The organism is Pseudocitrobacter corydidari, assembly GCF_021172065.1.
In the GTDB taxonomy this organism is placed as follows: domain Bacteria; phylum Pseudomonadota; class Gammaproteobacteria; order Enterobacterales; family Enterobacteriaceae; genus Pseudocitrobacter; species Pseudocitrobacter corydidari.
The window spans coordinates 2,776,582-2,800,635 of sequence record NZ_CP087880.1; the positions used below are offsets into that span (position 1 = coordinate 2,776,582).

Annotated in this window: 25 protein-coding genes; 16 read left to right on the forward strand and 9 right to left on the reverse strand. The window is 51.9% G+C overall.

Features of this window, described 5'->3' with window-relative positions; genetic code table 11:
• Nucleotides 1-9: 9 nt before the first annotated feature.
• From G163CM_RS12895 to hxlB, 8 genes are all read left to right on the forward strand, one after another.
• The gene (locus G163CM_RS12895) at nt 10-435 is read left to right on the forward strand and encodes a DUF1398 family protein (RefSeq protein ID WP_231825238.1); all 426 of its coding nucleotides are present in this window, start codon (nt 10-12) and stop codon (nt 433-435) included.
• 186 nt (nt 436-621) lie between these two features.
• On the forward strand, nt 622-1,587 hold the full coding sequence (locus G163CM_RS12900; protein ID WP_015965690.1) for a sugar-binding transcriptional regulator: 966 nt from the start codon (nt 622-624) through the stop codon (nt 1,585-1,587).
• Nucleotides 1,588-1,857: 270 nt separating this feature from the next.
• On the forward strand, nt 1,858-2,307 hold the full coding sequence (locus tag G163CM_RS12905) for a PTS sugar transporter subunit IIA (protein WP_015965691.1): 450 nt from the start codon (nt 1,858-1,860) through the stop codon (nt 2,305-2,307).
• Nucleotides 2,308-2,324: 17 nt separating this feature from the next.
• The gene (locus G163CM_RS12910) at nt 2,325-2,618 is read left to right on the forward strand and encodes a PTS sugar transporter subunit IIB (RefSeq protein ID WP_015965692.1); all 294 of its coding nucleotides are present in this window, start codon (nt 2,325-2,327) and stop codon (nt 2,616-2,618) included.
• Nucleotides 2,619-2,638: 20 nt separating this feature from the next.
• On the forward strand, nt 2,639-3,892 hold the full coding sequence (locus G163CM_RS12915; RefSeq protein WP_015965693.1) for a PTS transporter subunit IIC: 1,254 nt from the start codon (nt 2,639-2,641) through the stop codon (nt 3,890-3,892).
• Nucleotides 3,893-3,917: 25 nt separating this feature from the next.
• Nucleotides 3,918-4,562 (forward strand): ribulose-phosphate 3-epimerase, encoded by a 645-nt coding sequence (rpe, locus tag G163CM_RS12920; protein ID WP_231825239.1) that lies wholly within the window; start codon nt 3,918-3,920, stop codon nt 4,560-4,562.
• A 97-nt stretch (nt 4,563-4,659) separates the two neighbouring features.
• Entirely contained in the window at nt 4,660-5,412 is a 753-nt protein-coding gene (locus tag G163CM_RS12925; RefSeq protein WP_231825240.1) for an SDR family NAD(P)-dependent oxidoreductase, read from the forward strand.
• Between the two features lie 15 nt (nt 5,413-5,427).
• Nucleotides 5,428-5,988, forward strand: coding sequence for a 6-phospho-3-hexuloisomerase (gene hxlB / locus G163CM_RS12930; RefSeq protein ID WP_231825241.1), 561 nt, complete (start codon nt 5,428-5,430; stop codon nt 5,986-5,988).
• 501 nt (nt 5,989-6,489) lie between these two features.
• Here hxlB and G163CM_RS12935 read toward each other — a convergent pair.
• On the reverse strand, nt 6,490-8,043 hold the full coding sequence (locus G163CM_RS12935) for a peptide MFS transporter (protein ID WP_015965697.1): 1,554 nt from the start codon (nt 8,041-8,043) through the stop codon (nt 6,490-6,492).
• 376 nt (nt 8,044-8,419) lie between these two features.
• On the opposite strand from G163CM_RS12935, the gene G163CM_RS12940 reads away from it, so the two are divergent.
• A complete protein-coding gene (locus tag G163CM_RS12940; protein WP_231825242.1) occupies nt 8,420-9,304 on the forward strand; it encodes an SDR family oxidoreductase in 885 nt (294 codons plus the stop codon).
• A 197-nt stretch (nt 9,305-9,501) separates the two neighbouring features.
• Here G163CM_RS12940 and arsC read toward each other — a convergent pair whose 3' ends face one another.
• The 3 genes from arsC to G163CM_RS12955 are packed head-to-tail and all read right to left on the reverse strand — an operon-like array spanning nt 9,502 to nt 11,623.
• Complete coding sequence (gene arsC, locus G163CM_RS12945) at nt 9,502-9,930, reverse strand: glutaredoxin-dependent arsenate reductase (protein WP_231825243.1); 429 nt, start codon at nt 9,928-9,930, stop codon at nt 9,502-9,504.
• A 12-nt stretch (nt 9,931-9,942) separates the two neighbouring features.
• Nucleotides 9,943-11,232: an arsenic transporter gene (locus G163CM_RS12950; RefSeq protein WP_231825244.1), complete on the reverse strand. Its 1,290-nt coding sequence runs from the start codon at nt 11,230-11,232 to the stop codon at nt 9,943-9,945.
• A gap of 55 nt (nt 11,233-11,287) precedes the next feature.
• A complete protein-coding gene (locus G163CM_RS12955) occupies nt 11,288-11,623 on the reverse strand; it encodes a metalloregulator ArsR/SmtB family transcription factor (protein WP_015965702.1) in 336 nt (111 codons plus the stop codon).
• A 440-nt stretch (nt 11,624-12,063) separates the two neighbouring features.
• Between G163CM_RS12955 and G163CM_RS12960 the strand changes: the two genes are divergently transcribed.
• Nucleotides 12,064-12,246 carry a con-10 family general stress protein gene (locus tag G163CM_RS12960; RefSeq protein ID WP_231825245.1) on the forward strand — a complete coding sequence of 61 codons (183 nt, stop codon included), beginning with the start codon at nt 12,064-12,066 and terminating at the stop codon, nt 12,244-12,246.
• Nucleotides 12,247-12,334: 88 nt separating this feature from the next.
• On the opposite strand, the gene G163CM_RS12965 is transcribed toward G163CM_RS12960, so the two are convergent.
• From G163CM_RS12965 to G163CM_RS12975, 3 genes are read right to left on the reverse strand one after another with little or no spacing between them, the layout of a single operon-like run.
• On the reverse strand, nt 12,335-12,856 hold the full coding sequence (locus G163CM_RS12965) for a 2-oxo-tetronate isomerase (RefSeq protein WP_231825246.1): 522 nt from the start codon (nt 12,854-12,856) through the stop codon (nt 12,335-12,337).
• A gap of 10 nt (nt 12,857-12,866) precedes the next feature.
• Complete coding sequence (locus G163CM_RS12970) at nt 12,867-13,313, reverse strand: DUF421 domain-containing protein (protein WP_015965706.1); 447 nt, start codon at nt 13,311-13,313, stop codon at nt 12,867-12,869.
• A 10-nt stretch (nt 13,314-13,323) separates the two neighbouring features.
• Nucleotides 13,324-13,827, reverse strand: coding sequence for a hypothetical protein (locus tag G163CM_RS12975; protein ID WP_231825247.1), 504 nt, complete (start codon nt 13,825-13,827; stop codon nt 13,324-13,326).
• A 140-nt stretch (nt 13,828-13,967) separates the two neighbouring features.
• On the opposite strand from G163CM_RS12975, the gene G163CM_RS12980 reads away from it, so the two are divergent.
• Entirely contained in the window at nt 13,968-14,360 is a 393-nt protein-coding gene (locus G163CM_RS12980; protein ID WP_015965708.1) for a YdeI family stress tolerance OB fold protein, read from the forward strand.
• A gap of 38 nt (nt 14,361-14,398) precedes the next feature.
• Here the strand turns inward: G163CM_RS12980 and betT are convergent, their stop codons facing one another.
• A complete protein-coding gene (gene betT, locus G163CM_RS12985) occupies nt 14,399-16,432 on the reverse strand; it encodes a choline BCCT transporter BetT (RefSeq protein ID WP_231825248.1) in 2,034 nt (677 codons plus the stop codon).
• A 128-nt stretch (nt 16,433-16,560) separates the two neighbouring features.
• Here betT and betI point away from each other — a divergent pair, with 128 nt between their 5' ends.
• Genes betI through betA form a run of 3 tightly spaced genes read left to right on the forward strand, consistent with a single transcriptional unit; the run spans nt 16,561 to nt 20,312 of the window.
• Nucleotides 16,561-17,148: a transcriptional regulator BetI gene (betI, locus tag G163CM_RS12990; RefSeq protein WP_231825249.1), complete on the forward strand. Its 588-nt coding sequence runs from the start codon at nt 16,561-16,563 to the stop codon at nt 17,146-17,148.
• 13 nt (nt 17,149-17,161) lie between these two features.
• Nucleotides 17,162-18,634: a betaine-aldehyde dehydrogenase gene (gene betB, locus G163CM_RS12995; RefSeq protein WP_231825250.1), complete on the forward strand. Its 1,473-nt coding sequence runs from the start codon at nt 17,162-17,164 to the stop codon at nt 18,632-18,634.
• 13 nt (nt 18,635-18,647) lie between these two features.
• Nucleotides 18,648-20,312, forward strand: coding sequence for a choline dehydrogenase (gene betA, locus G163CM_RS13000; RefSeq protein ID WP_231825251.1), 1,665 nt, complete (start codon nt 18,648-18,650; stop codon nt 20,310-20,312).
• Nucleotides 20,313-20,373: 61 nt separating this feature from the next.
• Here betA and G163CM_RS13005 read toward each other — a convergent pair whose 3' ends face one another.
• Nucleotides 20,374-20,718, reverse strand: coding sequence for a hypothetical protein (locus G163CM_RS13005; RefSeq protein WP_231825252.1), 345 nt, complete (start codon nt 20,716-20,718; stop codon nt 20,374-20,376).
• A gap of 431 nt (nt 20,719-21,149) precedes the next feature.
• On the opposite strand from G163CM_RS13005, the gene G163CM_RS13010 reads away from it, so the two are divergent.
• Complete coding sequence (locus G163CM_RS13010; protein ID WP_231825253.1) at nt 21,150-21,542, forward strand: hypothetical protein; 393 nt, start codon at nt 21,150-21,152, stop codon at nt 21,540-21,542.
• Nucleotides 21,543-21,851: 309 nt separating this feature from the next.
• Nucleotides 21,852-24,053 (forward strand): ferric aerobactin receptor IutA, encoded by a 2,202-nt coding sequence (iutA, locus tag G163CM_RS13015; RefSeq protein WP_231825254.1) that lies wholly within the window; start codon nt 21,852-21,854, stop codon nt 24,051-24,053.
• Nucleotide 24,054: the final 1 nt, after the last annotated feature.

Sequence of the window (24,054 nt, forward strand, 5' to 3'; positions counted from 1 at the left end):
AGGGGCAAAATGGAATTTAGGGTAATGCTCAAATCGTATTTCGAGCAGGTCAGATGCAAGTCAGATTTCCTTACTTTTTTAACAGAGCTCCAGCGCAATAACGTTTCCTACTACATCTATTTTGTGGCGACAGGAAACGTCAAGGTGATAACGACATCAGATAATTACGTATCCGTTGAAGGTCGCCAGGGGATTATCAAAATAAGCGCAAATGCCAGTAAATTTTTAACACGCGTGGCGGCGAAAAGACACTTCGCGGGAAGAACATCGTATGAACAGTATTGTTTAGAGTTAGCGAACGCGGGTGTGTTTAAGTGGATCGTTGATTTAAATGAAAATATGCGATTTTACTGGTCAAAGGATAACCGGCTGCTTTACTGCGAAAATGTTCTTCCCGTCCCCAAAGCAACGCTTCAGACCGAACTGGAAAAGTAGCACTTTTTCACCCTCATGCGTGTGTGAGCTTCACTGCGAAAGCGTGGAGCTTGCCTCTTTTTGCAAAGAATAGGTAAAAGCGAGATCTTACGCATTACTTATGAGCGTATAAATGTATACTCCTATGAGATTAGAACCTGTTTCTCCGGCTCTGTGGGCACTCATTTAACGTCGCATGGAAAAAGCATGACCAAAACAGACAAGCATAACCGATGGCTTAATGCTGACCCTCGCATCATCTACTCTCTCGTCGTACGTCGCTATTTCGCTGAAATGAAAACAAAAATCGAAATCGCCGAGGAGATTGGCGTCTCGCGCTTTAAAGTTGCTCGTCTGATTGATGAGGCGATTGAGAAAGAGTATGTGAAGTTCATCTTCCCAAAACAGCAGGCGCTGGATGAAGAGATCGCCCAAAAATTGTGTACCAAATATCAGCTCAAAAGCGCGGTTGTACTGTCAGTTTCAGAGTCGTGGTCCGGTCAGGATGAGCTGAACGAAAAGCTGGGCGGCATCACCGCCTCCTTTCTCAGTGAAACGCTTAAAGAGGGAATGAAGGTGGGTATCGCGTGGGGCAAAGTGCTGTCACAGACGGTTAGCCAGCTCACTTCACTTCCTCCCCTGGACGTTATTCAGCTCTCCGGCGTACATCCGGGCATTGAGTTTAGCCAGGGCCCAATTGATATCATTCATAAAATTGCCGCCATCTCGCAGGGGAAAGCACATCCCATGTATGTGCCGATGTGGGTGGAAGACGAAAGCCTGGCGAACAAACTGGCGCAGGATCCTGCGGTGGTCGATACGCGCCAATACTACCCACAGCTGGACGTGGTGATCACCGGGATCGGTGCGTGGAAATCTGGCTCATCCAGTCTGTGTAAAATCTTTCCCGAATCGTGGTGCGAGACACTTTACAAGCAAGATATCGCCGCCGATATCTGTATCACGCTGGTGAACAGCAAAGGAGATGTGTTATCCAGTCCGATGAATCGTCTCGGCCTTGGGATCACCGCCGATCAGCTACGCAAAACCAAAACCGTCATCGGCGTGGCCGGTGGCGAAGAGAAGTATGATGGCATCGTCGCATCGCTGCGCTCGGGCCTGCTTAATGTTTTGATCACCGATTTCGACACCGCAATTAAGCTTCTCGACTAACCACCAGCCATTCCTGTTATCAATAATACCGGGCTGACCACCCGGTATTTTGCCATCTGCTTTGATCCTGCTTGATCGCCTTTAATTCATTTCAATTTTAACGTTTGCACATATGAGCGAGAATATTTTCGCCCTAATGATGTTTTCTGTGATCCGGATTTCACTTCTGGATCTTGCCCGTTTTCGCGCCTGATGCGCTGCGCTATACCATACTCATATGAACAACATTAACGCTCATATGAGCAACTGGTTACACGGTAAGGAGAAGCGGTGAGCGAATTTACTATCAGCGTGACGGATGGAACATCGTGCAAAAACTATGACGAGGTTCGGACCTTCATCTTTAACAGCCTTCGTGAGCAAGACATCGTGAAAGCCTCCTGGCTGGACGCGTTGCGCGAACGCGAAGCGGAGTATCCCACCGGGATTGCGCTTGATGGGTATGCGGTTGCCATCCCCCACTGCGCCAGCGAAAACGCCAACCGCCCCGCGGTGTTTATTGTCCGGGTACCGGAAGCGGTAGAGGTTGATGAAGCCGATGGCGACGGCAAGCTGTGGGTAAATCTGATCATCAGCCTGGTGGTGACCGATCCGGCGGATCAGCTGCAAATGCTGAAATCACTTTTTAACCATCTTCAGATAGAAGATTTCTATCAGAAACTACTGAACCTTCCTGCAAAGGAAGCCGAAGCGCTGTTTATTTCCACCATCATCCACTAACTCTTTCGGAGCGTTTTATGATCAATATTCTCGTTGCCTGCGGTAGCGGCGTTGCCACCTCCACACTGGCTGCTGATGAAGTGAAATCCGTTTGTGCAGAGTACGGTATTTCCTTGTACAAAATTAATAAATGCAGCATGAGCGAACTCTCTTCAGAGATGGCGAATGCCGACGTGGTGTTAACCACCAACAACTACAAAGGTGATATCGGCAAACCGCATATGAGCGTTGCCGGATTTATTACCGGCATTAATGAAGGCGCGCTGCGTAAGAAATTAGGCGAGTTGTTACAGGGTCTGGCCAACGCGTAAAACCTGAGAGGGCAGCAGAGATGGAAACATTAAAAAGTATAATGGAAACCATCACCAGCATGGGAGCGACGGCCATTCTCCCATTGGTGATCTTTATTTTAGGTCTGGTTTTTCGCATGAAGGTCGGTGCGGCGATTAAATCCGGTATCACTGTCGGAATCGGTTTTATTGGCCTCGGATTAGTCGTCGGCCTGTTGAATACGGCACTGCACCCAGCCATTGAATACTATTCAAAAATCGGCAGTGGTTTTACCGTTGCGGATATCGGATGGCCTGCGGTAGGCGCTGCTGCATGGGTAGCGCCATTCGCCGCGATGGTTATTCCGATTGGGATTATCTTAAACCTTGTACTGGTGCGACTGAAATTAACCAAAACATTAAACGTCGATATCTGGAACTACATGCACTTCTTAGTTCCCGGCGCCCTGGCTTACTTTGTATTTGATAGCTTCTTTATTGGCCTTGGCGTCGCAGTTGCCCTGAGCGTCATCGCCCTGTTTATTGGCGACCTGATTGCCCCACGCTGGCAAAAATATTACGGGCTGGAAGGCACAACCTGTACCACCATGATCCACATCGGCTGGACGCTGCCCTTCGCCTGGCTGGTCAATAAAGTCATCGACTATATTCCGGGCCTCAACAAACTGGACGTTGACCTGGAGAGTGTACAAAAACGCTTAGGCGTATTCGGCGAACCGGCGATTATCGGCGTGATTGTCGGCGCACTGCTCGGATTACTGACCAAACAAGACATCACCAAAATTGTCCCGATGGCGATGGGCATCGCCGGGGTCATGGTGCTGCTGCCAAAAGTGGTTGGCATCCTGATGGAAGGCCTGAACCCCATTGGCAAAAGCGCAAAAGAGATTATGCAAAAGCAGATGGGGAAAGATGCTGAGCTGAATATCGGTATGGACTGCGCGCTAGCCCTTGGCGACCCGGCAACGGTTACCGTCACAGTGATTACTATTCCGTTAACCATGCTGTGCGCGCTGGTGCTACCGGATATCAAAATCTTCCCGATTGGCGTGCTGATGTCGATTATTTACATGACCACCATGACGGTCATGGTCAGCAATGGTAACGTGATTCGCTCAATTATTTCCACCCTGCTGTTCTGCATTGTGGTGATGTATTTAGGCGGTTATGTCGCTCCCGGCGCAACCCAATTCCTCAACGGCGCAGGTGTTGGCTTAAACGGCCAGGGAACCGATTTTGTCTTAACCGGACCTTGGGAAATTCTCACCTACTGGTTAAGCACAGTATTTCACTAGTCAATTTTAATGGAGCGGTACTCAAATGGCACAGATATTACCATCAATATTTGGTGCAGATATTTTACGTCTGCGAGATGAAATTACTTTCTTAGAACAAGAGCAAACACAAATATTACACGTAGATTTAATGGACGGTACCTACGTCAGTAATATTGCTTTCGGCCCCAACCAGATTGCCGCCATGAAAAAGGCCAGCGCTATGGTATTTGATGTTCACATGATGCTGGCGAACCCGGAACGACATATTGACGATGTCATCAAAACCGGCGCAGAGATGATCTCCGTACATTATGAATCGACGCCGCATGTGCACTATATTTTGCAGAAAATTAAAAAGGCCGGACGCAAAGCCGGCGTGGTGCTGAACCCCGGAACACCTGAAAGCGTTATCGAATATCTGCTTGATGGTATTGATTATGTGTTGATTATGACCATTAACCCCGGTCAGCCAGGGCAAACCTTTATCGAGAAAAGTCTGGAGAAAATCCGCAATACTAAAAAAATGGTCGCCGGGCGAAATATTCAAATTGAAGTAGATGGCGGCGTAAATATTGAAATTGCCAAAAAGGTAAAAGAGGCTGGGGCAGATCTTATTGTGGTTGGCGGTGCGTTATTTAATAGCACACCAAAAGAGAGCTATCAGGCCTTAAAAGCTGTCGTGCAATAACGAACTACCTTATAAAAGACAAAAGAGAACGTAGTTTCCGACATATCGTCGGGAGGGAAACTGCGTTCTCAAAACAGGAAAAGTCAGGAGAAAAATAATGAGTAACTTCACAGGAAAAGTCGCATTAATTACCGGCGGCGCGCATGGCATTGGCAAAGGCATCGCCAAACAGTTTGCCGAGCGCGGCGCGCATACGGTAATTGTCGATTATAACGAAGAGAACGGTAAAAAAACGGCGGCGGAACTGACCTTCGGCGACGTGAAATCGCTGTTTGTTAAAACCGACGTTTCTGATCCAAAAGCGCTGGATAACGTCCGTGAGCAGGTATTTGCTACGTTTGGTCGCATCGATATTCTGGTGCTGAACGCGGGCGTCGCGTTTGCAAATAAAGTGAATGACATCACATTTGAAGAGTGGAACAAAACGCTGGCGATTAACCTGACCGGTTTATTCAATACGGTGAAATCGTTCTACGCTGACTTCCTCACTAATCAGGGGTCCATCGTCTATATCTCTTCCGGCTCTGCGCTCGCCGGCACCGGTGGCGGCGTAAGTTACCCGGCCAGTAAAGCGGGCGGCGAAGGTCTGATTCGCGGGCTGGCAAAAGAACTGGGGCCGAAAGGCGTTAACGTTAATGCTATCGCCCCGCGTCTGATTGATACCGGCGAGATGATGCGCGTCAACTACCCGACCCAGGCTGACCTGGATGCGGTGCTGGAAAAAATCCCTGTCCGCCGTCTCGGCACCATTGATGACGTGGCGAATCTGGCCATCTTTTTAGCCGACAAAGCCAACTCCTATATTCAGGGGCAAACCATTCTGATGGACGGCGGGCGCACCATTGCGTAATCAGGGAGACGAGAAATGAGCATTCAGGAAAACACGGTCAATATTTTAAAAGAGCTGGAGCATAACGCGTTAAAAATCGACGACGGGCAGGCCGGGCAATTTATTGCGCTGATTAAAAACGCGAAGCACATCTTTTTACAGGGCGCGGGGCGTAGTGGTATTGCCATTCGAGGCTTTGCCAACCGGCTATTACACCTGGGATTTTCGGTGAGTATTGTGGGTGAAATCTCTTCGCCGCGCTCTAAACCGGGCGATCTGGTGATTATTGGCTCCGGAAGCGGTGAAACGGGCAGCCTGAAAAGCCTGGCGCAAAAAGCGGTCGACAGCGGCGTGGATGTGGCGCTGGTAACCATGAAGGCGGATTCCACTATCGGTAAATTAGCCAAAAGCGTGTTGGTCCTGCCCGGCACCGTAAAGGACGATAACGCTCGCGACGCGAACGCCTTTTCGCAGCCGATGGGGTCGGCGTTTGAGCAGCTTTGTTTCATCGCCTATGACGCGATAGTGCTGGAGCTGATGTCAGAATTGGGTGAAGCCAGCGAGAGCATGTTTAAACGTCATGCGGATTTTGAGTAGCTTTAAGTGTTAAAAAAGCCCGGTGGCGCTGCGCTTACCGGGCCTACACAAGGCAGTTCGTAAGCCGGATAAGGCGTTTACGCCGCCATCCGGCATCTGCGCACAATGCCCGGTGGCGCTGCGCTTACCGGGCCTACAATAGGCAGGTCGTAGGCCGGATAAGGCGTTTACGCCGCCATCCGGCAATTGCGCACAATGCCCGGTGGCGCTGCGCTTACCGGGCCTACATTAGGCAGGTCGTAGGCCGGGTAAGGCGTTTACGCCGCCATCCGGCAATTGCGCACAATGCCCGGTGGCGCTGCGCTTACCGGGCCTACAGAAGACAGGCCGTAGGCTGGATAAGGCGTTTACGCCGCCATCCGGCATCTGTGCACAATGCCCGGTGGCGCTGCGCTTACCGGGCCTACAAAAGGCAGGTCGTAGGCCGGATAAGGCGTTTACGCCGCCATCCGGCAATTGCGCACAATGCCCGGTGGCGCTGCGCTTACCGGGCCTACAGAATCAGGCGTTGGTTGCCGGTTTCTGCTCATTGGGTGTCTGGGCATTCGCCAGCATACGACGCACTGGCACGATCAGCACCATCAGAACCGCCGCACAAATCAGCAGCGCGATGGAACAGCGTGCAAAGAGATCGGGCAGCATATCAAGCTGGTCGGCCTTCACATGGCCGCCAATCAGACCCGCCGCGAGGTTACCCAGCGCACTGGCACAGAACCACAGCCCCATCATCTGGCCGCGCATTCTTTCCGGGGCCAGCAGGGTCATGGTCGCAAGGCCAATCGGGCTCAGACACAGTTCACCCAGCGTCAACATCAGGATACTGCCCACCAGCCAGAACGGTGATACGCCCGCCCCGCCGTTGCTCAGCACGTTCTGCGCCGCCAGCATCATCAGGCCAAAGCCCGCTGCCGCACACAGAATACCAATCACAAACTTGGTGATACTGCCCGGACGGATGTTTTTGCGCGCCAGCATCGGCCACGCCCAGCTAAATACCGGGGCCAGCAGGATGATGAACAGGGCGTTGATTGACTGGAACCATACCGCCGGGATTTCGAAATCGCCGATCATGCGGTTGGTGTAGTCGTTGGCAAACAGGTTGAACGAGGTCGGTTTCTGCTCAAAAGCAGACCAGAAGAACGCCGCGGAAACCAGCAGGATAAAGCACACCAGCAGGCGCGCGCGCTCTTTACGGTTGAGGCCCGCAAAGACGAACAGATAGATAAAGTAGAGCGCAACCGACGCGGCAATGACGTACACCAGCACGCTGGCGACCGCAACCGGGTTAATCACAATGACACCCTGCGCAATCAGGGTGATGATAATTGCCACACCAACCGCCAGCGCCAGCAACCACGCACCTACGCCATTTTTCTTCGCCACCGGGTTATTCCAGGTGGAATCCAGGCCCACTTCGCTGTCATAACGTTTCATCGACGGAACGGCAAAGACGCGGAAGATGATCAGCGCCACCAGCATCCCGATGCCCCCGATACCAAAGCCCCAGTGCCAGCCGTGTGACTTAATCAGCCAGCCGGAAATCAGCGGCGCGATAAACGAGCCCATGTTGATGCCCATATAAAACAGCGAGAAGCCGCCGTCACGACGCGCATCGCCCTTTTTATACAGCGTGCCGACCATCACCGAGATACAGGTTTTGAACAGGCCGGAACCCAGCACAATAAACATCAGGCCGATAAAGAACAGGTTGTCGCCCATAAACGCCGACAGCGCGATGGAGAGGTGACCCAGCGCGATCAGAATCGAGCCATACCAAACCGCTTTTTGCTGGCCGAGCCAGTTATCCGCCAGCCAGCCGCCCGGCAATGCCGCCAGGTACATGGTACCGGCAAAAATCCCCACAATCGCCGAGGCGTTTTCACGCGCCAGCCCCATCCCACCGTCGTATACGGTTGCCGCCATAAACAGAATCAGCAGCGGACGAATACCGTAAAACGAGAAACGCTCCCACATCTCCGTAAAGAAGAGTGAGCCGAGCGGATAAGGATGACCGAAGAAAGTTCGGCTTTCAGTGTTATTCACAGAGGAACGCATAGATTCTCCCAAAAGAGGTGTGTTGTCTTGCTTGCAAGCGCCGTCATGCTCGCTGGCCCTTTATCAGACGGGTCAGTCATTTACATAAGGCAAAATATTATTTAACTATTTAGCAACCGGATACTAATTTTGTCCGGCTGATAACACAAAACTTTAAGATAAAAACTCGACAACTGTCTAGTTTTAAAGATTTTATGTCGCAATATCCCTATAAGGGGATTGACACCCATGCGGCGTAAAGACCGGAAATATCTGAAACCCAATTAAGAAGTCTGCATAGCGTATACCCTTAATAGTTCGAGATATTTATTTTCCCTGCATGCCACAGGGACACGTTCAAACACCCACAATGACACAGAGCGATAAGGAGATAATTATGGCCGATCGCGACACACTTAACCCGCAATATCCACGCCCCCCTTTCCAGACGCAAACCCAGCAACCGCCAGGCCTTGATTCGAAAATGATCCCTGAACCCGATCATGGCGAAAAAAGCTATCGCGGTAACGGACGTCTGAAAGGTAAATGTGCCTTAATCACCGGCGGTGATTCCGGGATTGGTCGCGCGGTAGCCATTGCTTACGCCCGAGAAGGCGCGAATGTCGTTATTAACTATCTGCCTGAAGAAGAGTCAGACGCAAAAAGCGCCATTGAAGTCATGAAAGCGGAAGGCGTAAAAGCGGTGGCGATCCCGGGTGATTTGCGGGATGAAAATTTCTGTCATTCGCTGATCGAACAGACGGTAGAACAACTGGGTAAACTGGATATTCTGGTGAACAACGCCGGGCGACAGCAGTATTGTGAATCACTGGAAGATCTCACTACCGAAGCGTTTGACGCCACGTTCAAAACCAACGTTTATGCTGCTTTCTGGCTGACCAAAGCCGCACTTCGTCACCTGAAGGCGGGCGCGTCTATCATCAATACCACGTCGGTCCAGGCGTTCAAACCCAGCCCCATTCTGGTCGATTATGCGCAAACCAAAGCGTGCCTGGTGGCGCTGACCAAATCGCTGGCGAAGCAGCTGGGGCCGCGCGGTATTCGGGTGAATGCGGTCGCGCCGGGGCCATACTGGTCGGTATTGCAAACCAGCGGCGGGCAGCCGCAGGAAAAAGTAGAGCAGTTTGGTGCGGATGCGCCACTCGGACGTCCTGGGCAACCGGTGGAAATTGCGCCGCTGTATGTGCTGTTTGCCTCCGACGAGTGTTCGTATGCTTCCGGGCAGGTATGGTGTTCAGATGGCGGAACCGGAACACTGTAATTGCCTGATGGCGCTGCGCTTATCAGGCCTACGGACCGCAGATAATCCGTAGGTCGGGTAAGCGCAGCGCCACCCGACGACAAGCGCCGTTGCCTGATGGCGCTGCGCTTATCAGGCCTACGGACCGTAGATAATCCGTAGGTCGGGTAAGCGCAGCGCCACCCGACGACAAGCGCCACCCGACACAACCGGACAATTTAGGGTTTCAGGCGCTTACCCTGTTCATCAACCACCTTTTCACCATCCTCTTTACTGAAGGCGTGTTTCTGCTCATCCGGCAAAATATCCAGTACCGTTTCGGACGGGCGGCACAGGCGCGTTCCCAGCGGAGTCACCACGATCGGGCGGTTGATTAAAATAGGGTATTGCAGCATGAACGTCATAAGTTCAGCATCAGTAAACCTTTCTTCTGCCAAACCCAACGTTTCATACGGTTCCACATTTTGACGTAGCAGCGCCCGTGCGGAGATACCCATATCGGCAATCAATTTGCTCAGTTCATCACGCGAAGGAGGATTCTCGAGATAAAGAATAACGGTTGGCTCTGTGCCGCTGTTACGGATCATCTCCAGCGTATTACGCGACGTGCCGCAGGCCGGGTTGTGATAAATGGTGATATTGCTCATTTCAGTATCTCGTTACAGTGTGAGTGAGAGACGCAATGCCAATGCGGATAAGGTCACCAACAGCACTGGCAAGGTCATGATAATTCCGACGCGGAAGTAATACCCCCATGCGATCGTCATATCTTTCTGCGCAAGAACGTGCAGCCACAGCAGCGTCGCCAGGCTGCCAATGGGGGTGATTTTTGGCCCCAGATCGCAACCAATGACGTTGGCGTAAATCATCGCCTCTTTAATGACGCCGGATGCGCTACTGCCATCAATAGAAAGCGCGCCGACCAGCACCGTCGGCATGTTGTTCATAACCGAGGAGAGAAACGCGGTCAGGAAGCCCGTTCCAAGCGTAGCCGCCCAAAGACCATTATTCGCCAGCGCATTTAATACACCGGAAAGGTATTCCGTCAGCCCCGCGTTACGTAAGCCGTAGACCACCAGATACATGCCCAGCGAGAAGATAACAATTTGCCACGGCGCACCGCGCAGCACTTTCCCGGTATTAATCGCATGGCCCCTTTTCGCTACTGCAAAAAGAATTAACGCCCCAACGGCCGCAATAGCGCTGACGGGAATACCCATCGGCTCCAGCACAAAAAAACCAGCCAGTAGCAAAAGCAGGACGACCCAGCCGGTGCGGAACGTTGCCGGATCTTTAATCGCTTTAGCGGGTTCTTTCAGGCGTTCAAGGTCGTAGCTAGCCGGGATATCTTTGCGGAAAAACAGATGTAGCATCCCAAGCGTGGCAGCAATGGCGGCGATATCTACCGGCACCATCACCGAAGCATAGTCGCTAAAGCCCAGATGGAAGAAATCGGCTGAAACGATGTTGACCAGGTTAGAGACTATCAGCGGCAAACTGGCCGTGTCGGCGATAAAACCTGCGGCCATCACAAATGCCAGCGTTGTACTTTTGCTGAATCCAAGCGCCAGTAGCATAGCAATGACGATCGGCGTGAGTATTAACGCCGCGCCATCATTGGCGAACAGTGCCGCCACCGCCGCGCCGAGCAGTACGATATACGTGAATAACAAACGCCCGCGCCCCTTGCCCCAGCGCGAAACGTGTAGAGCGGCCCATTCAAAAAAGCCCGAATCATCCAGCAGCAGACTGATGATAATCACTGCGATAAAGGTCGCCGTCGCGTTCCATACGATATTCCACACCACCGGAATATCATCAACATGCACCACGCCAAACCCCAACGCCAACACCGCGCCAAGCATTGCGCTCCAGCCAATGCCCAACCCTTTTGGCTGCCAGATAACCAAAGCCAGGGTCAGGACAAAAATTGCGCCTGCCAGTAACATACAACCTCCCTGAATAAATACATATGAAAAAACAGATATGTTAAGCTAAAATTTTTCAGCAACAGTGAGCTGCACCGTCTGCTGTCAGTTTTCGTGAAATAGATTGGATCTCATGGTGCTGGCTTGACCAGGCATGTTCAATCACCTGCGCCGCCCACGCCGGAATATGGGGAGAAAGACGGTAGTGCACCCATTTTCCCTGCTTCCTATCTAACAACAGGCCGCATTCACGCAGCATAGCCAGATGGCGCGAGATTTTTGGCTGTGATTGTTCGAGCGCGGTACAGAGATCGCAGACGCAAAGCTCACCTAACTCCCTGAGTATCAGAACGATATTCAGCCGCGTTTCGTCGGAAAGTAGTTTGAAAACAGTTAGCGCGTTTAAAGGCATTCATCCTCCTGTCAGATAGGGGTAAGACTACGCTTTATCGATAAAAAAGCAACAATACATATGGAAAACCACATTTGTTATTAGCATATTTTTATTTAGGATATTTCCCCAGATTAAGCTTATGTCTTTTTAATAAACAGCGATGCGAACAAAAAATAAACGTAAAGAACGGTAAACCTCCCACGTTATAAATTCGGATAAAATACCTAATAGTAAAATAAGCACACGCTTCTATCTTTCTAATTTAATCGCATTTCCAGGGGAAACATTAACATTTAAGCGAAGCGTAAGCCTTGATGATAAAACAATAATGTACGGTTACAATCCAGTAATATCGTTTGATCTTTATCGAGTAACCACTAGAGTTAACTCCTGAACAACATGAGATGCGAAATAAAATTTTGCATCATCCTGACATAGCAAAATATGAGGTATTGAATATGGCAGAGCATCGTGGTGGTTCCGGTAATTTCGCAGAAGATCGAGATAAAGCCTCTGACGCAGGCCGTAAAGGTGGTCAGCAAAGCGGCGGTAACTTCAAAAATGACCCGCAGCGTGCGTCTGAAGCCGGTAAAAAAGGCGGCCAGAATAGCCATAGCGGTGGACGCAAGGCTGAAAAGTAATCTCGCTTATTAATAAATAAGAGTAATTAGCCGCGAGTCTTATACTCGTGGCTTTTTATTATTCGGTAAAAGGCGCTTAACCCCCTCATCACCGGGATGACGTCGAAAGGGAGAGTTGTTCAACCAAAATGGCAAGAGAGTAGCGAACCGCTTTTTCGACGACATCCTGGCATTCGCCGGTAAACATTACCCGTGCTGTTTCTATTCGGCCACGAAAGTTCCATGCAAACCAGACCGTCCCCGCCGGGGTACCATCGTCTCCGCCATCCGGGCCGGCATAACCGCTAATCGCGATACTGACATCAGCCTCAGCCTGAGCCAGTGCGCCAGCAGACATTTCCCGCACGCATTGCTCGCTAACAGCACTACACTTTTCCAATGTGCTGGCCCGAACATTCAGCATTTTTTGCTTTGCCTCATCGCTGAAAGTCACCACCCCGATATCATAAAATGCTGCGGTATTCTCTTCTGCACAGAGTGCCGCAGCAAGGTTGCCCCCCGTACATGACTCGGCGGTGGTTAAGCGCCAGCCACGCTCCAGCAGAGCATTTGCAGCCAGTTGGGTTAGCTCACCGGTGGTTTTTGAGTCGTGATAAAGGGTTTCTTCCATCAGCTGTTCCTTATTTTTCTAACGGGATAATCGAGATATGCCCATTGCGTTCAAGTATGGCATATTTAATTTTCTCCAGCTCTGTAATGCCCTGATTTTGGCGCGCGGCGACCAGTATATCATCGCAAGAGACATCCACCTTTTTAAGCTTTTCTGTCAACAGTGTACCGTTTTCAACCAGAATAACCGGCGAACCATCCAGCGCTGACTCCGCGCCCGAGAAATACTTTTTCATAATACCAAAGAGCATATCCACCACCACCAGCGTGATTATTGTTAGCATCGCACCGGTGACAGAAAAATCATTTCCCAATAATGCCTGCTGCGTTGCCTCACTGATAATCAATAATAATATCAGATCGAAGCTGGTCATCTGTAACAGGGCTCTGCGCCCTGCTATTTTGAAGACAACCAATAAAATCAGATAGATTGCAAGTGCGCGAAATATCATCTCCATTCTTTATCTCCTAAGGATAGATAAACTGCCAGAAGTCTATTTCTGAGCCAGCGTTTAACCTAAGCGAGTTATGGACATAGCCGAATTTTTGTGGAGTCGCGTATAACCAGACGGTAAAGGGATGTGGCTGCTGTGAGGTATGATATACAAAAAATAGCGTGTCATTCTGGCTGTACATTTTATCTGGCTTAGGCCAAACATTGCCGATTTCAAAATCCTTGTTATAGTGACCATGCAGGCTGAAAATGAATAATCCTCCAGGTCCTGATTTTGCTGATATTTTTAATGCAAATTCCGTTTGTAATCGACCAAAACGTTCATATTCAATCTGCAACTTTTGGTCAGGAGACTCCCTTGCTGCCTGACTCAAATAACCTTTAGAAAACAAGCCACCAATAGCCAGAAAAATAATGAGCAACAGAAGAAATAACCCTCCATTTCTGCAGGCGGCTTCAAAATTTAACGCGCGTTCACTCTCCTGAATGCCTTCCAGTTGTGGTTTGTCTTTTGACATTTCGCACCTCACCGTTTCGCTTATTTTTAGCAGAACAATGATTTTTAAAGAAAACCCCTTTTAAGATTCATCGCGTTGCCAGTTTAAGGAATAGCAACCACGCTTAATATGTCAAGCCAATCACACGCAGGGAGTGTAGTATGAAAATATCTCTTGTTCCTCTCGTTTGCACATTATTGATTCCCTCCGCTTTTGCCGATGAAAAAGGCGGCCTGGAAAAAGATGCCGCACCTCCCGCCCCCCATGCGCTGGAAGAGGGATATCGCGGAACGGAGAACGCGCGGATTATGACAGTGGATCACGCAAAGACCATGCATGATGGCGCGACAATTTCGCTACGCGGGAATCTTATTGACGATCAGGGCAATGACAGGTTTGTGTTCCGTGATAAAACCGGAACTATTCACACCATTATTCCACAATCCGTGTTCGATGGTCGTACGGTGAAACCTGATAACATGATCAGTATTAACGGTAGCCTGGACAAAAAAGTGGACCCGCCGGTCGTGCGAGTTGACATGTTGCAAAAATAATGGGGAAAAGCAGGATCGATAAGATCCTGCTTTTTTCTTTATGCATCCGGGAACATTACGCTGTGGCCCGGCGCTTCTCGGTGTAAATGAATAAAGTTCAGGTGTCGCTCGTACTGGTCGAGAATATCAGTGATCACCTGCTCTTTACTGTAATCCATCAGGTCATTACCCTGGCTGCCCTCCAGCAGGAAGGTTTCCAGGCGGTAGTAGGTCGATTTCCCGCTGCGCGCGCGGTAGGTAAAGCCCGGCACCGAATATTGCCGTGGCCAAATCTGATAGACAAAGTTTTGCTCTTCGCCCATATGCACCAGCAAATCCAGATGCCCCAGATGTTCGCCCTCTTCCGGCGGCAGGCTTTTCAGTTCGACATACGCGCCGCGTAGCCGCAGCTCCTGCGCCACCTCTTCCATTGCCGGATAACAGACTGTTTCCATCATCTGTTTGGTGTAACGCGTGCCCGGATAGTTCATCAGGCGCGAGAGACGTTTTTTCCAGCTCAGGCGATCCTGAACGCTCAACGGACGCGGCGCGGTATCGCGATTGGCACTCTCACGGCGGTAATCCTCTACTTTCAGCGATTTATACAACCCTGCCATCACGAAGAAGATCACAAAGCTGAACGGCAGCCCCATGATAACCGTAGTATTTTGCAGCGCGGAAATCCCGTTGGTCATCAGCATGCCGAGCGTAAGCAGGCCAATCGCCACTGACCAGAAGACGCGCAGCCAGCCTGGCGCATCGCTGTTGATGTCCTTCAGTTGCGAAGTGAAATTCCCCAGCACCAGCGCGCCGGAATCCGCCGAGGTCACATAAAACAGCAAGCCAGTAATGGTGGCGACGGAGGCGCTAAAGGTGAACGCCGGATACTGCGCCAGCAGGCTGTAGAAGCCACGCTCCGGGTGCACCATCGCTTCCTGCGCGAAGGCAGCGCCACCATGAATGATTTCATACAGCGCGCTGTTACCGAACACCGAGAGCCACAGCAGCGTAAAGGTGAATGGAATAATCAACGTGCCCAGCACGAACTGGCGAATGGTGCGCCCGCGCGAGATACGCGCCAGGAACAGGCCGACAAACGGCGACCACGCCACCCACCACGCCCAGAAGAAGAGCGTCCAGTTATTCATCCACTCAACCGGACGGTCGAAGGCGAAACTGTTGAGCGTCATGCCCATAAAGCGATTCACGTAGTCGCCAACATTCAACACCAGCGCATTGAGCAGGAACGAGGTGTCGCCCATAAACAGCACAAACAGAATCAGCCCCAGCGCCAGGGCGACGTTCAGCTCCGACAGCACGCGAATGCCTTTATCCACGCCGGACGTCACCGAGATAGTGGCGATGATCACCGACAGCGCAATCAGTGCCGCTTTCGCCGCCATCGAATCGGGGATGTCGAACAGTACGCTGAGCCCATAATTGAGCTGCACCACGCCAATGCCGAGCGTCGTGGCGATGCCGAAGATGGTGCCGATTACCGCCGCGATATCCACCGAGTGACCTATCGGCCCGTTGATTCGTTTACCAAAAATCGGATACAGCGCCGAGCGGATGGTGAGCGGCAAATTATAACGATAGCTGAAGTATCCAAGCGCCATGCCCATCAGCGCATACATCGACCAGCCGGTTAAGCCGTAGTGGAACAGCGTCCAGACCATCGCCTGACGCGCGGCCTCCATCGTCTGCCCCGCGCCTTCCGGCGGTTGCATATATTGTGTCACCGGTTCGGCAACGGAGAAGAACATCAGGTCGATACCGATCCCGGCGGCGAACAGCATCGCCGCCCAGCTTAGCAGGCTGAACTCAGGCTTAGACTGCTCGGGCCCGAGTTTCACCGAACCAAAGCGCGAACAGGCGATGCAGACCACGAAGACAATATAGAGCGTTGCCGCTAACAGATAGTACCAACCAAAGGTTTTAGAGACCCAGGCCAGCGTGCGGCCAATCCACAGAGCGGAGAAGTCGCGAAAAAGGATCGTTGTCAGGGAAAACAACAAAATCAGTCCGGCGGAAGTGTAAAACACCACCGGATTGATTTTGTCCTTTTCTCTGCTGTGTGAAAGGTCTGTCATCCAGTATCCCCACTGTTTTTGTAACTATTAAAAACAAAATCCGCAACAATTAAGACACATTTTATATTGAACGTCCAATCAAAAACCGCTTTAATGTATAACCAACGCTGATGAATGGAGTGGCAAAAATGCCCAAACTGGGGATGCAGCCGATCCGGCGCAGACAACTGATCGACGCCACGCTGGAAGCAATAAATGAAGTGGGCATGCACGATGCGACGATCGCGCAGATCGCCCGCCGCGCGGGCGTTTCCACCGGGATCATCAGCCACTATTTCAAGGACAAAAATGGTCTGCTGGAAGCGACCATGCGCGATATCACCAGCCAGCTGCGCGACGCGGTTTTGAACCGCTTGCACGCGCTTCCTGATGGCAGCGCCGAGCAGCGGCTACAGGCGATCGTCGGCGGGAATTTCGATGAAACCCAGGTGAGCGGCGCGGCGATGAAAGCCTGGCTGGCCTTCTGGGCCAGCAGCATGCATCAGCCGATGCTGTATCGCTTACAGCAGGTCAGCAGTCGCCGTTTGCTGTCGAATCTGGTGAGCGAATTTCGCCGCGAGTTACCGCGCCAACAGGCACAGGAAGCGGGCTACGGCCTGGCCGCGCTGATTGATGGATTATGGCTGCGCGCGGCTCTGAGCGGCAAACCGCTGGATAAAACCCGCGCTAATTCCCTGACCCGCCACTTTATCACTCAGCATCTACCCACCGATTAACCGAGGAGACGTGATGTCCCGAATGGCAGAACAGCAGCTTTATATACATGGTGGTTATACCTCCGCCACCAGCGGTCGCACCTTCGAGACCATTAACCCGGCCAACGGTAACGTGCTGGCGACCGTGCAGGCCGCCGGGCGCGAGGATGTCGATCGCGCCGTGAAAAGCGCCCAGCAGGGGCAAAAAATCTGGGCGGCGATGACCGCCATGGAGCGCTCGCGCATTCTGCGTCGGGCCGTCGATATTCTGCGCGAGCGCAATGATGAACTCGCCAAACTGGAAACCCTCGACACCGGAAAAGCGTATTCGGAAACCTCAACCGTCGATATCGTTACCGGTGCGGACGTGCTGGAGTACTACGCCGGGCTGATCCCGTCGCTGGAAGGCAGCCAGATCCCGTTGCGTGAGACATCATTTGTTTATACCCGACGCGAACCGCTGGGCGTGGTGGCAGGGATTGGCGCATGGAACTACCCGATCCAGATTGCCCTGTGGAAATCCGCCCCCGCGCTGGCGGCGGGTAACGCGATGATTTTCAAACCGAGCGAAGTCACCCCGCTTACCGCGTTAAAGCTGGCTGAAATTTACAGCGAAGCGGGCCTGCCGGACGGCGTATTTAACGTGTTGCCGGGCGTGGGCGCAGAGACCGGGCACTATCTGACCGAGCATCCTGGCATTGCCAAAGTGTCGTTTACCGGAGGCGTCGCCAGCGGCAAAAAAGTGATGGCTAACTCGGCGGCTTCCTCGCTTAAAGAAGTGACCATGGAACTGGGCGGTAAATCACCGCTGATCGTTTTCGACGATGCGGATCTCGATCTCGCCGCCGATATCGCCATGATGGCGAACTTCTTCAGCTCCGGCCAGGTGTGTACCAACGGCACCCGCGTCTTCGTTCCGGCGAAATGCAAAGCCGCATTTGAGCAAAAGATTCTGGCGCGCGTTGAGCGCATTCGCGCGGGCGACGTTTTCGACCTTCAAACCAATTTTGGCCCGCTGGTCAGCTTCCCGCATCGCGATAACGTGCTGCGCTATATCGCCAAAGGCAAAGAGGAAGGCGCGCGCGTACTGTGCGGCGGCGATGTACTGAAAGGTGCTGGCTTCGATAACGGCGCATGGGTTGCACCGACCGTGTTCACCGATTGCAGCGACGAGATGACCATTGTGCGTGAAGAGATCTTCGGGCCGGTAATGTCCATTCTGACCTACGAGTCGGAAGACGAAGTCATTCGCCGCGCCAATGATACCGACTACGGTCTGGCAGCGGGTATCGTGACGGCAGACCTGAACCGCGCGCATCGCGTCATTCATCAGCTGGAAGCGGGTATTTGCTGGATCAACACCTGGGGCGAATCCCCGGCAGAGATGCCCGTTGGCGGCTACAAACACTCCGGTATTGGCCGCGAGAACGGCGTGATGACGCTCCAGAGTTACACCCAGGTGAAGTCCATCCAGGTTGAGATGGGTAATTTCCAGTCCATATTCTAACCAGGAGGTTTATTTGCAATTTGACTACATCATTATCGGCGCCGGCTCTGCCGGCAACGTCCTCGCTACCCGTCTGACTGAAGATCCGAACACCACCGTGCTGCTGCTTGAAGCGGGCGGCCCGGACTATCGCTTTGACTTCCGCACCCAGATGCCCGCCGCGCTGGCGTTCCCGCTACAGGGTAAACGCTATAACTGGGCCTATGAGACCGAGCCGGAACCGTTTATGAATAACCGCCGCATGGAGTGCGGACGCGGTAAAGGCCTGGGTGGATCGTCGCTGATCAACGGCATGTGCTACATCCGTGGCAATGCGCTGGATCTCGACAACTGGGCGAAAGAACCCGGCCTGGAGAACTGGAGCTACCTCGATTGCCTGCCCTACTACCGCAAGGCCGAGACCCGCGATATTGGTGAAAACGACTACCACGGCGGCGACGGCCCGGTGAGCGTCACCACCTCCAAACCCGGCGTCAATCCGCTGTTTGAAGCGATGATTGAAGCGGGCGTGCAGGCGGGCTATCCGCGCACGGACGATCTCAACGGCTATCAGCAGGAAGGTTTTGGCCCGATGGATCGCACCGTGACGCCGCAGGGTCGTCGCGCCAGCACCGCGCGCGGCTATCTCGATCAGGCCAAATCGCGCCCGAACCTGACCATTCGTACTCACGCCATGACCGATCACATCATTTTTGACGGCAAACGCGCGGTGGGCGTCGAGTGGCTGGAAGGCGACAGCACCATTCCGACCCGCGCGACGGCGAACAAAGAAGTGCTGTTATGTGCAGGCGCGATTGCCTCACCGCAAATTCTGCAACGCTCTGGCGTCGGCAACGCCGAACTGCTGGCGGAGTTTGATATTCCATTGGTGCATGATTTACCCGGCGTCGGCGAAAATCTTCAGGATCATCTGGAGATGTATCTGCAATATGAGTGCAAAGAACCGGTTTCCCTCTACCCTGCCCTGCAGTGGTGGAACCAGCCGAAAATCGGTGCGGAGTGGCTGTTTGGCGGCACCGGCGTTGGTGCCAGCAACCACTTTGAGGCGGGCGGATTTATCCGCAGCCGCGAGGAATTTGAATGGCCGAATATTCAGTATCACTTCCTGCCGGTAGCGATTAACTATAACGGCTCGAATGCGGTGAAGGAGCACGGTTTCCAGTGCCACGTCGGCTCGATGCGCTCGCCAAGCCGTGGGCATGTGCGGATTAAATCCCGCGACCCGCATCAGCATCCGGCGATTCTGTTTAACTACATGTCGCACGAGCAGGACTGGCAGGAGTTCCGCGACGCAATTCGCATCACCCGCGAGATCATGCATCAACCGGCGCTGGATCAGTATCGTGGCCGCGAAATCAGCCCCGGCACGGAATGTCAGACGGATGAGCAGCTCGATGAGTTCGTGCGTAACCACGCCGAAACCGCCTTCCACCCGTGCGGTACCTGCAAAATGGGTTACGACGAGATGTCCGTGGTTGACGGCGAAGGCCGCGTGCATGGGCTGGAAGGCCTGCGCGTGGTGGATGCGTCAATTATGCCGCAGATTATCACCGGCAATTTGAACGCCACGACCATTATGATTGGCGAGAAAATGGCGGATATGATTCGCGGGCAAGAAGCGCTGCCGAGAAGTCTGGCGGCCTATTTTGTGGCGAATGGGATGCCGGTGAGGCGGTAACCCACACTCCCCCTGCCGTGTGCAGGGGGAGAGATAGTGACATCCTCCTGGCTCTGCCACCTCAGAATTTATTATTCGAGACCTCGTTTCCCCTGTAATACATCACCCATTTCTGACGCTCATGAAAAACAGCTCGCTTAAGAGCAATATACTCACGAGAAATTAACCAAATCAGCGCCAGGACCATCAAATAAATGAGATACGGCACATTCTCTATAAATGTTATATAGGCGGCGATGAGCGAAAACACGCTGTAAAAAATTACGCTGAACGGGTGGTTAACGACAGGTTGATAGACCAGGGTTAAGTCACGCTTTCTGGCATTTTTATAGAACAGAAAATCAACAACCACCGTTAACACGGCAAAGAGAAGCCAGAGGCTCAGGACTGCAAATAATTTATCCATAATATGGTCATCCGCTATGATACTGCTTCATACCTAATAGTTGGATTTGTTAATAATTAACCGATATTTTCTTTCGACAATGCCTTTCACCCAACATTATTAGAATGGTTAACTGTTAGCAAAATCAACTAATTTACGCACGCTTTCTATCAGAGAAGAAAAGCGTGATCTCTTATATTCTTCATTAAGCTCGCTTTCTGAAGACTATTTTACCTCCCCGTCATGATGATTAGCACGCTAACTATAATTACAAAATCCCGTATTGATGATGAATGAGAGCGAACGCGGAAAGTGACTGAGAATTGTTTACAGTAGTTTTCACGGCATTGACCTGGTTATGACAGGCTCAACGCTATAATAGCTTCATCGTTTGAACACAACTCAGTGATGAGAAATCAAACAGCGCAGTTAACTTTCACATGGACTCTTTAATGATGAATAAAAAAGGATTTTTCTGGCTAGGTGTCAAACTGTGGGTGAAGTTATCCGTTAGCCTCGCACTTTGTCTTTTCTTGATATTAATGATTCCTGTTATCGGGGTGCATAACGCCGAAGACATGAAACATACGTTCTCTGCTATCGCAATTTTCATTACCACCTTCTCAATAATCTATCTTATTTATATGGGGACCTGCAAAACGCTTCGCTTCAAACGAAGAGGTTTCTGGCTAGCCTGCATATTGAATATTGTTGGCGGCTTTACGGTAGGATACTTTGTATCGCCAATGGCTGGCGTAGCGTTTGCGCTATTGTTCGCGGCAGGCGCTTTCAGGTATTCCAGCCGGAAGATAGAAAAGCTGGCCGAAGAACTCTCTCACGGATAAGTCAAAGCAAAACATTCATTTCAGAAGGGGGCTCTCCCCCTTTTGATTTCGTAAACACTCTCCACAGTCTTCAGCATCCCTTCCCCCCTGTGTAGCGCCAGCGAAAGCTGGCGTAAACGCGCTCTGCCCTGGTAAATAACATTACAAAACATGTTTATTTGTAAAATTATTATTACAAATATCAGCAATTGTTATTGATAATGAGAAGTTATATCGGCAGAATTCGCATTATCAATAGCAGCCAGAGGCTGCCCTTTAACAGACCACCTGCATCTTTGGGCTGATAGTTTTTGCCCGCATAAAGGAATAATGATGATAGCCAAAAAGCATACACTCTGGACTCTCAACCCGCTGCTTCTCGCCATCATGGCTCCTGCGATGGCACAACAGACCACCGACGACACCCTGGTGGTCTCCGCCAACCGCACTAACCGAACGGTGGCGGAAATGGCCCAAACCACCTGGGTGATTGAAAATGCGGAACTGGAACAACAGATTCAGGGCGGCAAAGAGCTGAAAGACGCACTGGCGCAATTAATTCCAGGGCTCGATGTGAGTAGCCAGAGCCGTACCAATTACGGTATGAACGTGCGTGGCCGTCCACTGGTGGTGCTGGTTGATGGCGTTCGCCTGAACTCGTCGCGCACTGACAGCCGCCAGCTGGACTCTATCGATCCGTTCAATATCGACCACGTTGAAGTCATCTCTGGCGCCACTGCACTCTACGGTGGCGGCAGCACGGGTGGCCTTATTAATATCGTGACAAAGAAAGGCCAGCCGGATACCCAGATGGAGTTTGAGACGGGGATCAAAAGCGGCTTTAACAGCAGTAAAGATCACGATGAACGTATTGCCAGCGCGATTTCAGGCGGGAACGATCGCATCTCCGGGCGCGCATCGGTGGCCTGGCAAAAATTTGGCGGCTGGTTTGATGGTAATGGTGACGCAACCCTGCTCGATAACACCCAGACAGGACTTCAGTATTCTGACCGTCTGGATGTGATGGGCACCGGTACGCTGAACATTGATGATACCCAACAGCTTCAGTTGGTCACTCAATATTATAAAAGCCAGGGTGACGATGACTATGGGTTGAACCTCGGCAAAGATTTTTCAGCAATTAGCGGTACCAGCAAGCCTTACGTCAGCAGCGGCCTGAGTTCAGACCGTATTCCGGGCACAGAACGTCACCTTATTAGCCTGCAATATTCAAACAGCGACTTCCTCGGTCAGGAACTGGTCGGTCAGGTTTATTATCGCGATGAGTCTCTCACGTTTTATCCCTTCCCGACCGTGAATGCCAACAAGCAAGCGACCGCGTTCTCGGCCTCTCAGCAGGACACAGACCAGTACGGCGCAAAACTGACGCTGAATAGTCAACCGCTGGACGGCTGGCAACTGACCTATGGGCTGGATGCGGATCACGAGCGCTTTACGTCGAATCAGATGTTTTTCGATCTGGCACAGGCAAATGCCTCTGGCGGGATGAACAACAAGCACATTTATACCACCGGACGCTATCCGTCCTATGACATCACCAACCTGGCCGCCTTCCTGCAATCAAGCTACGACATCAACGATATCTTCACGCTTAGCGGCGGCGTACGCTACCAGTACACAGAGAACAAGATTGATGATTTCATCGGCTATGCGCAGCAACAGCAGATTGCCGCCGGGAAGGCCCTGTCCGCCGATGCGATCCCTGGCGGTTCGGTCGATTATGACAACTTCCTGTTTAATGCGGGTCTGTTAGTGCACCTGACTGAACGCCAGCAGGCCTGGTTTAACTTCTCTCAGGGCGTGGAACTCCCGGACCCAGGAAAATATTATGGGCGCGGCAGCTATGGCGCAGCCGTCAATGGGCATCTTCCACTGATCAACAGCGTAAACGTTAACGACAGCGAGCTGGAAGGCGTTAAGGTCGACTCCTATGAACTGGGATGGCGTTTTACCGGCGATAACCTACGCACACAAATCGCGGCTTACTACTCGATATCTGACAAAAGCGTGCAGGCAAATAAAGACCTGACAATAAGCGTGGTCGATGACAAACGCCGTATTTATGGCGTAGAAGGTGCGGTCGACTACTTTATTCCCAATAGTAACTGGAGCACCGGCGCAAACTTTAACGTGCTGAAAACCGAGTCTAAAGTAAACGGTAGCTGGGAAAAGTACGATGTTAAAGTCGCAAGCCCGTCGAAAGCGACGGCCTACATCGGTTGGGCACCCGATCCCTGGAGCCTGCGACTACAAAGCACGTCCTCCTTTGACGTGAGTGACGATCAGGGGAATAAAATCGAGGGTTACACCACCGTTGATCTGCTCGGAAGCTATGAACTCCCCGTCGGAAAACTCAGTTTCAGCGTCGAGAATCTTCTCGATCGTGATTACACCACCGTCTGGGGTCAACGGGCTCCCCTCTATTACAGCCCGGGATATGGGCCGGAAACACTGTACGACTACAAAGGCCGGGGCCGTACTTTTGGCCTGAGCTACTCGCTACTGTTTTGAT

Coding starts and splice junctions, on each gene's coding strand:
- G163CM_RS12895 (WP_231825238.1), top strand. CDS start 10: ATGGAATTTAGGGTAATGCTCAAATCGTATTTCGAGCAGGTCAGATGC.
- G163CM_RS12900 (WP_015965690.1), top strand. CDS start 622: ATGACCAAAACAGACAAGCATAACCGATGGCTTAATGCTGACCCTCGC.
- G163CM_RS12910 (WP_015965692.1), top strand. CDS start 2,325: ATGATCAATATTCTCGTTGCCTGCGGTAGCGGCGTTGCCACCTCCACA.
- G163CM_RS12915 (WP_015965693.1), top strand. CDS start 2,639: ATGGAAACATTAAAAAGTATAATGGAAACCATCACCAGCATGGGAGCG.
- rpe (WP_231825239.1), top strand. CDS start 3,918: ATGGCACAGATATTACCATCAATATTTGGTGCAGATATTTTACGTCTG.
- G163CM_RS12925 (WP_231825240.1), top strand. CDS start 4,660: ATGAGTAACTTCACAGGAAAAGTCGCATTAATTACCGGCGGCGCGCAT.
- hxlB (WP_231825241.1), top strand. CDS start 5,428: ATGAGCATTCAGGAAAACACGGTCAATATTTTAAAAGAGCTGGAGCAT.
- G163CM_RS12935 (WP_015965697.1), bottom strand. CDS start 8,043: ATGCGTTCCTCTGTGAATAACACTGAAAGCCGAACTTTCTTCGGTCAT.
- G163CM_RS12940 (WP_231825242.1), top strand. CDS start 8,420: ATGGCCGATCGCGACACACTTAACCCGCAATATCCACGCCCCCCTTTC.
- arsC (WP_231825243.1), bottom strand. CDS start 9,930: ATGAGCAATATCACCATTTATCACAACCCGGCCTGCGGCACGTCGCGT.
- G163CM_RS12950 (WP_231825244.1), bottom strand. CDS start 11,232: ATGTTACTGGCAGGCGCAATTTTTGTCCTGACCCTGGCTTTGGTTATC.
- G163CM_RS12955 (WP_015965702.1), bottom strand. CDS start 11,623: ATGCCTTTAAACGCGCTAACTGTTTTCAAACTACTTTCCGACGAAACG.
- G163CM_RS12960 (WP_231825245.1), top strand. CDS start 12,064: ATGGCAGAGCATCGTGGTGGTTCCGGTAATTTCGCAGAAGATCGAGAT.
- G163CM_RS12965 (WP_231825246.1), bottom strand. CDS start 12,856: ATGGAAGAAACCCTTTATCACGACTCAAAAACCACCGGTGAGCTAACC.
- G163CM_RS12970 (WP_015965706.1), bottom strand. CDS start 13,313: ATGGAGATGATATTTCGCGCACTTGCAATCTATCTGATTTTATTGGTT.
- G163CM_RS12975 (WP_231825247.1), bottom strand. CDS start 13,827: ATGTCAAAAGACAAACCACAACTGGAAGGCATTCAGGAGAGTGAACGC.
- G163CM_RS12980 (WP_015965708.1), top strand. CDS start 13,968: ATGAAAATATCTCTTGTTCCTCTCGTTTGCACATTATTGATTCCCTCC.
- betT (WP_231825248.1), bottom strand. CDS start 16,432: ATGACAGACCTTTCACACAGCAGAGAAAAGGACAAAATCAATCCGGTG.
- betI (WP_231825249.1), top strand. CDS start 16,561: ATGCCCAAACTGGGGATGCAGCCGATCCGGCGCAGACAACTGATCGAC.
- betB (WP_231825250.1), top strand. CDS start 17,162: ATGTCCCGAATGGCAGAACAGCAGCTTTATATACATGGTGGTTATACC.
- G163CM_RS13005 (WP_231825252.1), bottom strand. CDS start 20,718: ATGGATAAATTATTTGCAGTCCTGAGCCTCTGGCTTCTCTTTGCCGTG.
- G163CM_RS13010 (WP_231825253.1), top strand. CDS start 21,150: ATGATGAATAAAAAAGGATTTTTCTGGCTAGGTGTCAAACTGTGGGTG.
- iutA (WP_231825254.1), top strand. CDS start 21,852: ATGATGATAGCCAAAAAGCATACACTCTGGACTCTCAACCCGCTGCTT.